Source organism: Bradyrhizobium sp. MI1.11, assembly GCF_055811255.1.
In genome coordinates, this window is the sequence record NZ_JBVVPM010000045.1 from 38152 (window position 1) to 50347 (window position 12196).

Here is a 12196-nt window from a genome sequence, read left to right on the forward strand (position 1 = left end):
GGCTTTGTTGTTTTGAGCGCGACGCACGTGTCTCCTCGCGGTTGTGTCAGGGGGCGATTGCCGGTTGACGAGGGATCGTCCCGGTCAGACAATCGTTGACGGCGGAGGAAACAAATGTCGCAAGAACATTTCGACGTGCTGATCGTCGGTGCCGGCCTGTCCGGCGTCGGCGCGGGCTATCATCTTCAGACCAAATGCCCGGGCAAGAGCTACGTCATTCTCGAGGGGCGCGACTGCATCGGCGGCACCTGGGATCTGTTTCGCTATCCCGGCGTCCGCTCCGACAGCGACATGTTCACGCTCGGCTATTCCTTCAAGCCCTGGACCGATCCGAAGGCGATCGCCGACGGCGCGCAGATTCTCAATTATGTGCGCGAAACCGCTGCCGAGAACGGTATCGAGAAGCACATCCGCTTCCGCCATCGCGTCAAGCGTGCAGCGTGGTCGACGCCGGACGCACGTTGGACCATTGAGGCCGAGAGCATCACCGGCGAGGGCATGGCAGAAACCGTGCGCTTCACCTGCAATTTCCTGTTCATGTGCTCGGGCTATTACAAGTACGAGGCAGGCTACACGCCGGAGTTTCCGGGCGTCGCGGATTTCGCCGGCCGCGTCGTGCATCCGCAGAAATGGACCGACGACATCGATTGCGCCGGCAAGCGCGTCGTCGTGATCGGCTCGGGCGCGACCGCGGTGACGCTGGTGCCGGAGCTCGCCAAGACGGCCGCGCAGGTCACCATGCTGCAGCGCTCGCCGACTTACGTGGTGTCGCGCCCGGCGCAGGATCCCGTCGCCAACAAATTGCGGCGAAATCTGCCGACGCGACTTGCCTATCACCTGATCCGCTGGCGCAACGTGATGTGGGGGATGTTCTTCTTTCAGCTCAGTCGGCGCCGCCCTGCGAAGGTCAAGGAGCTGGTTCTCAAGGGCGTGCAGATGGCGCTCGGCCCCGACTACGATGTCGCGACCCATTTCACGCCGCGCTACAATCCCTGGGACCAGCGGCTCTGCCTTGTGCCGGATGGCGATCTGTTCAGGGCGATCCGCGAGCAGCGCGCCTCGGTGGTCACCAAAGAGATCGACACGTTCACGCACGACGGTATCCGCCTGAAGGACGGCAGCGAGCTTGCGGCGGACATCATCGTGACCGCGACGGGACTGGTGCTCCAGGTCGTCGGCGGGCTTGAGGTTAGCGTCGACGGCCGCATCGTCGATTTCGCCAATACGCTGACCTACAAAGGCATGATGTATGCCGACGTGCCCAACATGGCTTCTGCGTTCGGCTACACCAACGCATCATGGACGCTGAAATGCGACCTCACCTGCGAGTATGTCTGTCGGCTCATCAACTACATGGGCCGGCACAATTTCCGGCAGTGCATGCCGCATAATGACGATCCTACTATTACCGCGCAGCCGTCGCTCGATTTCACCTCGGGCTATGTTCAGCGCTCGGTCGCAAAGATGCCGAAGCAGGGCTCGAAGCAACCGTGGCGGCTCTACCAGAATTACGCGCTCGACATCGTCTCCTTGCGGTTCGGCCGGATCGACGACGGCGTGATGCGTTACTCCTGATCACAACGACCTCGGCATTCGATGCCTTGCGCGTGGTAAGCGGCAGCGCAAGATCAATCGCGAGTGCGAGCACGACGGCGCCTGTGAAGAAATGCCCGATGTCGAACCCGACCGCTGACGCGGTCGGGGTGGACTTGCTGCTTGGCGTCTGCGTCCGTCATGTCGTCCTCGTGCGCGCGAAGGCGCTAGCGTTCAGTGGCCGGCGCTCTGGCCGCCGTCGACATGCAGGATCTCGCCGGTGACGAAGGAGGCGCCCTCGAGATAGAGCACCGCATCGACGATGTCGGACATCTCGCCCATATGGCCGACGGGATGCAGCGCATCGAGCTGGGCGTGCGTCGCAAAGGGGTGCATCGGCGACTTGATGATGCCGGGCGACACCGCGTTCACGCGGATACCGCGCCTGGCGTATTCGATCGCGAGCGACTTGGTCGCGGCGCTCAACCCGCCCTTGCTCAGCGAGGCCAGCACCGAGGGCACGTTCGAATTGGCCTGGTCGACCAGCGTGGTCGTGATCTGGACGACATGGCCCGACCCCTGCTTCTCCATCTCGGCGATGGCGAGCTGCGTGACGTGGAAGAAGCCTGCGACGTTGGTGCCCATCACCGCCGCATAGTCCTCCGCCGTGTACTGCGTGAACGGCTTTGCGACGAAAATGCCGGCGTTGTTGACCAGCGTGTCGACACGGCCGAAGCGGGAGATGGCTTGGGAGACCACGCGCTCGGCCGTAGCCCTCTCGGAGATGTCGCCGGGAACAGCGAGGACATCGTCATCGCCCGACGGCTTGATGGAGCGCGCCGTCGCGACGACACGATAGTTGCGATCGCGAAAACCCTGGACAATGGCGGCACCGATGCCCTGCGAAGCACCGGTGATGATGGCAACCTTCTGTTCGATACCCATGACGGGCTCCTGTTGTTGGCGTTCATAATCTGCGCCAGCCGCGGCTGGCTTAGCGATTGAAGTACGCCGCAGCGGGCCGGCTGCGAATATGCGCTGTCCGGCAGACACTCTTTCGCGGCGCGAACGAATGCCGGACCGGCGCCCGGCGGTGGTTGTCGCAGCGGGAGCGAACGCCTAGCTTGGAGTCGGAGCTCGATGGGCTGGCGGGAAACGTATGGATCGTCTGGATGCGATGAAGGTGTTCGTCCTTGCGGTGGACGAGGGTAGCCTCGCAGCCGCGGGCCGCAAGCTCGGCCGCTCGCCGGCGGCAGTGAGCCGCGCCATTGCTTTCCTGGAGCAGCGGGTCGGTGCCGAGCTGCTGCACCGGACCACACGTTCGATCAAGCTGAGCGAGGAGGGCGAGCGCCATGTCGCGGTCTGTCGCCGCGTGCTCACCGAATTGGAGCAGGCCGACGACATTGCGGCCGGGCCCCGCACGGCGCCCCGTGGCTCGCTCACGATCACTGCGCCCGTGGCGTCGGGTGAGATGGTGCTGCGGCCGATCCTCGATGCTTTTCTCGATGCCTTTCCGACCGTGTCGGCAAAACTCCTGCTGTTCGATCGTGCGGTCAATCTGATCGAGGAGGGGGTCGACGTCGCGCTCCGCATCGGCCATCTCGCGGATTCGGCAATGGTCGCGATGCGGGTCGGCGAGATCAGCCGCGTCGTGGTGGCATCCCCACGCTATCTGAAGCAGCACCCGCGCATCACCGAGCCCGGCGATCTCGCCAAGCACCAGATCGTCGCGATGGCCCACCTTCCCAATTCCTGGACCTTTGCGCCGCAGGCCGGCTCGTCGGCTGCCCGCACGGTGCAGTTCACGCCGCGGCTCGTCGTCAACAGCACCTACGCGGCGGTGGCCTCGGCCGTCGCCGGCCGCGGTGTGGCGCGAATGTATTCGTACCAGGTGGGCGAGCAGGTCGCGCGCGGCGAGCTCGAGATCGTGCTGGCCGGCGACGAGGATCCCGAGATCCCTGCGCATTTGATCTGTCCGCAGGGCCGGCTCTCGGTGCCGAAGGTGCGGACCTTCACGGACTTTGCGGTGCCACGGCTGAAGAAGCAGTTTGCTCAGCTCAAGAACAGCATCACCGCGCGGTGAGCCGCTGCGTGCACCGGCAATGCGTTGTTTTGCGTATACGGCCGCTCGGGTGAATCGGCCATGTTGCCCGAACGGTTAACGCCGGATTAACCGCGGAGTCCTAGCCTGTCTCGGCCGGGGTTACTTGCAAGGCCGAGGTGAGCCCAATGGAAGCCCAGAGAATCGCGGTCGACGCCGTCGTCGCGTTGACCGATTGCGACCGCGACGCCGTGATCACGTTCATTCGCCGCCTGTATCTCGCCGGCGTCACCGACCCGAAGCGCCTGACCTTCAAGGGTCTCCAGGCCCTGTCACGGGCGTGACCAGGGTCCCGTACAATCTGTTTACTAGACGGTCGGATCGCTGATCCGGATTGACGTGACGCGGTCCGCCTGCACTTCGAATGAGAAGGGCCATGGGTGATAGGTCCAGAGCTCGGTCTTCTCCAGCCCGCTCGGCCCGACATGGAAGGGGCCGCCGAACTGCGCCACCAGTTTCTCGGTGCTGTCGCCGAGATTGATGTGGTTGAAGCTGTAGCCGGGGGCAGGTGCCGGCCCGCTGACCTGAAGCGCGATCACGCGGTTCGCCTTCACGGTTGCGGCGAGATAAGGAGACTGATCGGCCTTGCCGAGGAAGTACACATAGTTCGTTGCGTTGTTCGCCGGCGGCAGCTTGCGGTGCGGTTCGCCGAGCGCGGCCTTCAGTGACGCCTCCGAGATGCCGACGCCCAGCGCGCCCATGCGCTGGCAGGCGAAGCTGAGTAAATCAGGATCCGGCGGGGCGGCGCCCTTCTTGGTTTCGACGCGGCAGGCGAATGTCTGCCCTTGCCGCAGCCATTGGCCCCGCAGCGCCGGATCTGGCGTCTTGCCCTGCTGTGGCCGCGGCTGAACGCCTTGGCTATTCGCGGGTACGGATATTCCAAGCAGAGACAGCGCGAGCGCGAAGCCCGCCAACGACCGCCATATCCCCAAGACGCAACTCCAGATTCCCAACCTGTGGAACCCAAGATACCACGCGACCGAAAGCGGCTGCAACGCCGGTATTGAGGTGGACGCGGCTTTGATTTGTCCTTGTGCGCCGCCCCGCCCAGGGCCGTGCCAATCACAACCTGCGGAGCAGCCTCAGGATGCATGTCGATATCTTGCCACTCGGGCCGCGTCGGGATAGATCACGTCCCCGGTTAAATCACCGGGAACTGGGGAGATGTTAAAACTGCTTTTTGCGCCGCAACTCGTCGTTCTCTATGTGCTGGCGGCATCGACCATCTACGTTCATTTCCGCGGCAAGCAGCGGCTGCGCTTCGCGCGCCAGCTTGGCGACCACTCCACCTATCTCGCGCCCTACAATGTGCTGATGTATGCGGGCTCGGCGGTGCCGAACAAGCCGGTGATCCCGGTCGATCAGTTTCCCGAGCTGAAAGCCCTCAGCGAAAATTGGGAGACCATTCGCGATGAGGCCGTTCGCCTGTTCGACGAAGGCTTCATTCGCGCGGCGGCGAAGAATAACGATTGGGGCTTCTACTCGTTCTTCAAGAGCGGCTGGAAACGCTTTTACCTGAAATGGTACGATGACTTCCTGCCCTCGGCGCGCACGCTGTGCCCGAAGACGGTGGAGCTGCTCAACTCCATTCCGAGCGTGCATGGTGCGATGTTTGCGATGCTGCCGCCCGGCGGCAAGCTCGGCGCCCACCGCGATCCCTTTGCCGGTTCGCTGCGCTACCACCGCGGCCTCGTCACGCCGAACTCGAACAGGTGCCGGATCCTGGTCGATGGCGTCGAATGCATCTGGCGCGACGGTGAGGCCTTCATGTTCGACGAGACCTTCATCCACAGCGCCGAGAATGCCACCGACGTCAATCGCATCATCCTGTTCTGCGACGTCGAGCGTCCGATGAAATACGGCTTCATGACCGCAATCAACCGCTGGGTCAGCCACCACATCGTCAAGGCCTCTGCAACCCAGAACGTCGACGGCGAGAGCGTCGGCGTGCTCAACAAGGTATTCGGCAAGCTCTACGAGATCCATCTCGCGAGCCGCAAGGTCAAGCAATGGAATCGCAACGTCTACTACACGCTCAAATATTCGCTGACGGCGCTGATCCTCGGCCTCATCGTGCTGTCGGCATTGCGGTGATCGCGTTTAGTGACGGTGCTTGTGTTCTTCAGAGCCATCAGGGCGTTGGTAACCGCGCAGCTCCGCGTATCGCTGCATTTGGCTCCGGTCGAGCAAGGCAGTTGTCGATAGATGGTATTTGAGGTGGCTTTCGCGGAGCAGTGCCTGGGTTTCCGAAATGGCAATGAGGGCCGCCTTGAGTGATTCCGATGTCACGACGCGGGCGGAGAAGAGGCGGTCCAACTCCGTTTCCTGCTCGACCAGCTTGTTACCCAGCGGGAGCGCCTCTTGCTTCATGGCATCCAAGAGGCGCTGAACCTGGATGCGCTGATCCGCGGTCAAATCAAGTCGATCACCGAACTCGAGAACATGGCTCGGACCGGGATATCCATTGAGCTCGGCGGCAAGCGCCAGACCCATACCACGTCCGGCTCGAAGATCCTCGATCTGCTGGTGCGAGAGTGCCTTGATGGGCCGATGCTCAAGGCCAGCATAGGGCTGACCAGACTGCGCGCCGACAACGTTGCACGAGACGATAAGCGTGGCCGCAAGCAGGAGAAGGCGTCTCATGAGTCTGCTCCATGAAATCGGCCCGGTTCGTGGATCGATCTCCACCGGTGCTCTCCACATATCTTGCTGGACGGTTCGCCTCATGGCAACAAAGATTGCCGCGATTGAGTTGCCGAACATGGAGCAGGCGATGGCCTCCTTGCCGACCGCGAATACCGAGATCACGCAGTTCTTTCGCCACTGGCTGGAGACCTTCGCGGGCTATGTCCGCGAGGTCGACTATGCTTCGGCGCGGCCGCTCTTCCATCCGGATGTGCTGGCGTTCGGCACGCACAACGACGTCATTCCCGGCCTCGACCAATGGGTCACCACGCAATGGGACAACGTCTGGCCGAAGACGTCCGACTTCCGTTTCGTCATCGACCAGGCCTCGATCCTGGCATCGTCCGATGGCACAATGGCGACAGTGATCGTGCCGTGGACGAGCACGGGCTATCATCCCGACGGCAGCGCGTTTCCACGCCCCGGCCGGGCCACGATGGTGTTTTCAAGACATGGCGATAGCTGGCTCTGCGTGCATTCGCACATGTCGCTCAATCGCGGTGTGCCGCAGACAAGCCACGCCAATCGGCCGGTGAAGGCTTGGTAGTGCCCCCCTCGCGGGGCTTATCGACCGACTAAAGTTTTAGCCTCCCATTTCACGCCGGTTGGAACTCTTGGAACCCAACGTCGTTTTTTCGGCAACAATAACAGGTGAAAACACGCAAGCGGGGGCCAATCTGAGGATGCGCTCCCATGGCAACACTCGATCTCGACGCCACCCGGCTTTCTGCCCCCGAGCATCAGCGCCAGCTTCGCCGCGCCGTGATCGCCTCCACAATCGGGACCGCGATCGAGTGGTATGACTTCTTTCTTTACAGCACCGTCACGGGTCTGGTTTTCGCAAAGCTCTTCTTTCCTCACTCCGATCCCTGGGTCGGCACGCTGGAGGCGTTTGCGATCTACGCGGTCGGATTCGCCGCGCGGCCCGTCGGCGCGGCAATCTTTGGCCACTATGGCGACCGCATCGGACGTAAATCCACGCTGATCGCGACGCTGCTCTTGATGGGACTGGCGACCGCTGCCGTGGCCGTGGTGCCGACCTATGCCAGCATCGGTATCTGGGGCGCCGTGATCCTGACCGTGCTGCGGTTCATTCAGGGCGTCGGCGTCGGCGGTGAGTGGGGCGGCTCGGTACTGATGTCGATGGAATGGGCGCGCAACGACCGATCCCGTGGATTGATCGCATCATGGCCGCAGTTCGGTGTGCCCTGCGGGCTTTTCCTGGCCAATCTTGCCGTGCTGGTGTTCAGCCAGATGGCGGGTGATCAGTTCCTGGCATGGGGCTGGCGTATTCCCTTCGCGCTCAGCATCATCCTGGTCGGCGTGGGCCTCTATATCAGGCTCGGCATTCTCGAAACCCCGGTGTTCTCCAAGCTCGTGGCCGAACGCCAGGTCGATCGCACGCCGATGCTCACGGTGATCCGGGAATATCCGAAGGAGATTCTACTGTCTGCGCTTGCGCGCATGTCGGAGCAGGCCCCGTTCTACATCTTCACGGCCTTCGTGTTCTCCTATGGCATCGGCACCCTGCACGTATCACGCGACTTCCTGCTGACCGCGGTGCTCTCGGCCTCGGTGCTGTCATTCGTGTCGATCCCGCTGTGCGGACATATCTCCGATCAGATCGGCCGCAAGAACATGTATATGCTCGGCGCTGCCGTGACGGGCATCTTCGGCTTCGTCTATTTCGCCATGCTCAATACGGGGTCGCTGACCATCATCTTCCTCGCGATCATCCTGTCGCTGATTCCGCACGACATGCAGTATGGACCGCAAGCCGCCTTGATCGCCGAGAGCTTCACCGGACGCCTGCGCTACAGCGGCTCCTCACTCGGCTATCAGCTCGCATCCGTGATCGCCGGCGGCCCCGCGCCGCTGATCGCCACCTGGCTGTACGGCACCTTCCACTCGGCGACCGCGATCGCGGTCTACATCGCGATCTGCGCGGTCGTGACGCTGGTCGCGACGGCGATGATGACCGATTACACCGGAAAGGACATCAACGCGGCAGGGGCGTACGAGCGACGAACTTGAATCCGCAAAAAAGCCCCGGACGCGATGCCCGGGGCTTTGCTGTCCCGTGATCTCGAGCTCAGCCTTATTCCGGCTGATCGATGCTCACCTTCAGCGTACCGACGCCGTCGACGCCGCATTCGAGCTTGTCGCCGGGCTGGAGCTGCGACACGCCGGCCGGCGTGCCCGTCATGATGATGTCGCCGGCGGCGAGCTTCACCTGCTGCGAGAGCTGCCAGATGATCTCGGGCACGTTCCAGATCAGCTCGGTGAGGTCACCCTTCTGCGCTTCCTTGCCGTTGACCGTGAGCCAGATCTTGCCCTTGGCAGGGTGGCCGATCTTCGATGCCGGCTGCACCGCGGAGCAAGGCGCCGAATAGTCGAACGACTTGCCGACCTCCCACGGACGCTCCTTCTTGCGCGAAGCGATCTGCAGGTCGCGGCGGGTCAAATCGATGCCGACGGCATAGCCGTAGACATGGTCGAGCGCCTTCTCGGCGGGAATGTTGAGGCCGCCGCTCTTCATTGCGACGATCAGTTCGACCTCGTGATGGAGATCCTTGGTCAGCGGCGGATAGGGAATGGTGGCGCCGTCCGGCACCAGCATGTCGGCGTGCTTGGCGAAGAAGAACGGCGGGGCGCGCTCGTCATTGCCCATCTCGCGGATGTGCTCGAGATAGTTGCGACCAACGCACCAGATGCGGCGCACGGGATAACGGCCGCTTTCCCCGACGACGGGAAGCGAAGCCTGGGTCGGAAGCGGGATGACGTAGGAGGCGGCGTTCATGGTGCGATCTCGCTGCTCTTGAGGTGAAAGGAACTCTATGCGGTTGCGCTGATCGGCGCCAGAGCGCCGGCGTCGTGATGTTGCAGGCGGAAGAACGAGGCGTAGCGCCCGCCGCGGCGGAGCAGCTCGTCATGCCGGCCCTGCTCGACGATCTCGCCGCCCTCGACCACCAGGATCGCATCGGCGTGCATGATGGTGTGCAGGCGATGCGCGATCACGATTGTGGTGCGGTTCTGGCAAAGATGCTCGATCGCCTCCTGCACCTGCCGCTCGGACTCGGAATCGAGCGCGGCGGTTGCTTCGTCGAGCAGGATGATTGGCGCGTTCTTGATCAGCGCGCGCGCGACCGCGATGCGCTGGCGCTGGCCGCCGGACAGTTGCGTGCCGTGCTCGCCGACGGGCGTGTCGTAGCCGAGCGGGAAGCCCATGATGAAATCATGCGCGCAGGCTGCTTTCGCAGCATCGATAATTTGTTCTTCGGTCGCGCCCGCGCGGCCGAAGGCGATGTTGCTGCGGATGGTGTCGCGGAACAGGTAGACGTCCTGGCCGACATAGGCGGTCTGGGCCCGCAGCGATTTTCGCGAGACGGCGCCGATCGACTGGCCGTCGATCACGATCTCGCCTTGCGTCACCTCGTAGAAGCGCAGCAGCAACCCCAGCACGGTTGATTTGCCGCCGCCGGAGGGGCCGACCAGCGCAGTGACCTTGCCGGGCTCGGCAACAAAGCTCATGCGGTTGAGGACGGTCTCACCGTTGCGATAGGAGAAGCTGACCTCACGCAGCTCGATGCGTGCAGTCGATAGTTTCAGCGCCGGCTTGTCGTCGTCGGAATGCTCGCTCGCGGGGCTGTCGACGACTTCGAGCAGCATGCGAGCGCCGACGAGCTGGCTGTTGAGGTCGATGTTGAGCCGCGCCAGCCGCTTGGCCGGCTCGGTCGCCATCAGGAAAGCGGTCATGAAGGAAAAGAACGCGCCGGGCGTGGCGTTGAGGGCGACCACGCTATAGCCGCCATAGAGCAGGCAGCCGGCGACTGCGAAGCCGCCGAGCATCTCCATCAGCGGATTGGAGCGGTTGGCGACGCGGGCCATCTTGTTGGCGTTGCGCTCGACGATCGCGATGTTCTCGTCGATGCGGTTCTGCATGGTGTCTTCGAGCGTGAACGCTTTCACCGTGCGGATGCCCTGCAGCGATTCCTGCATCGTCTCCAGGATGTCGGCGGTGCCGGTGAACTGGTTGTAGGCGAGCCCCTTGATGCGCTTGACCAGCTTGCGCAGCACCAGCATGGCCGGCGGCACGGCGACGAGGCCGATGAACGACATCACCGGATCCTGCCACACCATCACGCCGATCATGGCGAGCAGCATCATGAGGTCGCGCCCGACCGCATTGACCAGCATGTTGAGGACATCGGTGATGGACTTTGCGCCGGCGGTCAGCCGCGCCAGGAATTCCGACGAATGCCGCTCGGAAAAGAATCCGACGCTCTCGCGCATCAGCTTGGCGAACAGCTGGCGCTGGTTGGTGGCGAGGATCGCGTTGGAGATCTTGGTCAGGATCACCATATGACCGTAGGTCGCTACGCCCTTGATGAAGAGCAGGATCACGGTAATGCCCGAGAACATCGCGATGCCCGGGATGTTCTTGTCGACATAGGCCTGGTTGATGACCTGGCCGAGCACGTAGGTCGCGCCCGCGGTCGATCCGGCGGCAAGCGCCATCAGCGCGAAGGCGACGAGGTAGCGCCGCCAGTAGAGGATCCCCTGTTCCGTGACCAGGCGGCGAATCAGCACTGCTGCCGCATAGGGATCGTCGGTGATTTTCTTTGGAAACTGAGCCATCCGCAGTCCATTGACGGCACAGGAATAAGCCTGCCCGCGCGTCAGGGATCGAACGGCCTCTGTGCCCGCTAAGCCAGCGCTTTTCAAGCCCAATTAAGGGCTTGCGCCCGGATTGAATCTAGGCCGAGGCGGCGTGGCGGAGCTCGCCGTGACGCTCGCGGAACAGCTTGTCCTCCCAGGCCAGCGCATGGGCTGCGATGGTCTCGAGATCGTCGTATTGCGGCTTCCAGTCGAGCAGGCCGCGGATGCGGCTGGTGTCGGCGACCATGGTCATGATGTCGCCGGGCCGGCGCGGGGCGTATTGCACGGCGAAGCTGCGGCCCGAGACGCGGCGCACTGCGTCGATGGTCTCCAGCACCGAGTAGCCGCGGCCATAGCCGCAATTGAGCGTCGTCGAGGCGCCGCCGTTGCGCAGATAAGCGAGCGCCGCGCGATGCGCCTGCGACAGGTCCGTGACATGGATGAAGTCGCGAATGCAGCTGCCGTCCGGGGTCGGATAGTCGGTGCCGAACACGTCGATCTTGGCGCGCTGGCCGGTCGCGGCTTCCACCGCGATCTTGAGCAGGTGCGTGGCGCCGATGGTGGCAAGGCCGATGCGGGCCTGCGGATCGGCGCCCGCAACGTTGAAATAGCGCAGGGTCACGTATTGCATGCCGTAGGCGGCGGCGACATCGTGCAGCATGATCTCGGTCATCAGCTTCGACGACCCGTAGGGCGACAGCGGCCGTGTCGGCGCATGCTCGGGCACCGGCACCTGGTCCGGATCGCCGTAGACCGCCGCGGTCGAGGAGAAGATGAAGCGGTCGATGCCGCGCTTGACTGCGACATTGAGCAGGTTGCGAGCGGTCGTGAAATTGTTGCGGTAATAGCCGAGCGGATCGCGCATCGAATCCGGCACGACCACCGAGCCCGCGAAATGGATGATGCTCTCGATGTTGTGCTGGGCGATCACGCCTTCGAGCAGGTTCTCGTCGCCGGCATCGCCAATGAACAGCGGCACGCCTTCGGGCAGATAGGCCGAGAAACCGGTGGAGAGATCGTCGATCACGACGACGTCCTCGCCGGCTTCCGCCAGCGCCAGAACCGTGTGGCTTCCGATATAGCCGGCACCGCCGGTGACAAGCACAGTCATGATCTCACCCGTCTTCGATCAATGCTCCAAGCTAACGTTTACGTGGTGAAGAGTGGGTATCGGCGCGGCTGAACTGGTCACTATGCTTAATGTTGCGTATAGGGACT

Annotated in this window: 12 protein-coding genes; 6 read left to right on the forward strand and 6 right to left on the reverse strand. The window is 63.1% G+C overall.

What is annotated here, in order from left to right; translation table 11 throughout:
• Window positions 1-114 precede the first annotated feature (114 nt).
• Window positions 115-1575, forward strand: coding sequence for a flavin-containing monooxygenase (locus AC0L30_RS31990; RefSeq protein ID WP_007601980.1), 1461 nt, complete (start codon window positions 115-117; stop codon window positions 1573-1575).
• 192 nt (window positions 1576-1767) lie between these two features.
• Here AC0L30_RS31990 and AC0L30_RS31995 read toward each other — a convergent pair whose 3' ends face one another.
• Complete coding sequence (locus AC0L30_RS31995) at window positions 1768-2478, reverse strand: SDR family NAD(P)-dependent oxidoreductase (RefSeq protein WP_007601981.1); 711 nt, start codon at window positions 2476-2478, stop codon at window positions 1768-1770.
• Between the two features lie 214 nt (window positions 2479-2692).
• On the opposite strand from AC0L30_RS31995, the gene AC0L30_RS32000 reads away from it, so the two are divergent.
• On the forward strand, window positions 2693-3616 hold the full coding sequence (locus AC0L30_RS32000) for a LysR family transcriptional regulator (protein ID WP_007601982.1): 924 nt from the start codon (window positions 2693-2695) through the stop codon (window positions 3614-3616).
• Window positions 3617-3762: 146 nt separating this feature from the next.
• The gene (locus AC0L30_RS32005) at window positions 3763-3918 is read left to right on the forward strand and encodes a hypothetical protein (RefSeq protein ID WP_007601983.1); all 156 of its coding nucleotides are present in this window, start codon (window positions 3763-3765) and stop codon (window positions 3916-3918) included.
• Between the two features lie 24 nt (window positions 3919-3942).
• On the opposite strand, the gene AC0L30_RS32010 is transcribed toward AC0L30_RS32005, so the two are convergent.
• Window positions 3943-4566, reverse strand: coding sequence for a hypothetical protein (locus AC0L30_RS32010; RefSeq protein ID WP_473406045.1), 624 nt, complete (start codon window positions 4564-4566; stop codon window positions 3943-3945).
• Window positions 4567-4798: 232 nt separating this feature from the next.
• Between AC0L30_RS32010 and AC0L30_RS32015 the strand changes: the two genes are divergently transcribed.
• Window positions 4799-5728 (forward strand): aspartyl/asparaginyl beta-hydroxylase domain-containing protein, encoded by a 930-nt coding sequence (locus tag AC0L30_RS32015; protein ID WP_473406046.1) that lies wholly within the window; start codon window positions 4799-4801, stop codon window positions 5726-5728.
• 6 nt (window positions 5729-5734) lie between these two features.
• Here AC0L30_RS32015 and AC0L30_RS32020 read toward each other — a convergent pair whose 3' ends face one another.
• Complete coding sequence (locus tag AC0L30_RS32020) at window positions 5735-6277, reverse strand: periplasmic heavy metal sensor (protein ID WP_035994551.1); 543 nt, start codon at window positions 6275-6277, stop codon at window positions 5735-5737.
• 130 nt (window positions 6278-6407) lie between these two features.
• On the opposite strand from AC0L30_RS32020, the gene AC0L30_RS32025 reads away from it, so the two are divergent.
• Together AC0L30_RS32025 and AC0L30_RS32030 are read left to right on the forward strand one after the other, a co-directional pair.
• Complete coding sequence (locus tag AC0L30_RS32025) at window positions 6408-6866, forward strand: YybH family protein (protein WP_035995651.1); 459 nt, start codon at window positions 6408-6410, stop codon at window positions 6864-6866.
• Between the two features lie 146 nt (window positions 6867-7012).
• A complete protein-coding gene (locus tag AC0L30_RS32030) occupies window positions 7013-8353 on the forward strand; it encodes an MFS transporter (protein ID WP_007601989.1) in 1341 nt (446 codons plus the stop codon).
• Window positions 8354-8417: 64 nt separating this feature from the next.
• On the opposite strand, the gene AC0L30_RS32035 is transcribed toward AC0L30_RS32030, so the two are convergent.
• The 3 genes from AC0L30_RS32035 to galE form a co-directional block, all read right to left on the reverse strand.
• Window positions 8418-9119 carry a fumarylacetoacetate hydrolase family protein gene (locus tag AC0L30_RS32035; RefSeq protein ID WP_007601990.1) on the reverse strand — a complete coding sequence of 234 codons (702 nt, stop codon included), beginning with the start codon at window positions 9117-9119 and terminating at the stop codon, window positions 8418-8420.
• Window positions 9120-9154: 35 nt separating this feature from the next.
• Window positions 9155-10957 carry an ABC transporter ATP-binding protein gene (locus AC0L30_RS32040; protein WP_007601991.1) on the reverse strand — a complete coding sequence of 601 codons (1803 nt, stop codon included), beginning with the start codon at window positions 10955-10957 and terminating at the stop codon, window positions 9155-9157.
• Window positions 10958-11075: 118 nt separating this feature from the next.
• Complete coding sequence (gene galE, locus AC0L30_RS32045) at window positions 11076-12089, reverse strand: UDP-glucose 4-epimerase GalE (protein ID WP_473406047.1); 1014 nt, start codon at window positions 12087-12089, stop codon at window positions 11076-11078.
• Window positions 12090-12196 lie beyond the last annotated feature (107 nt).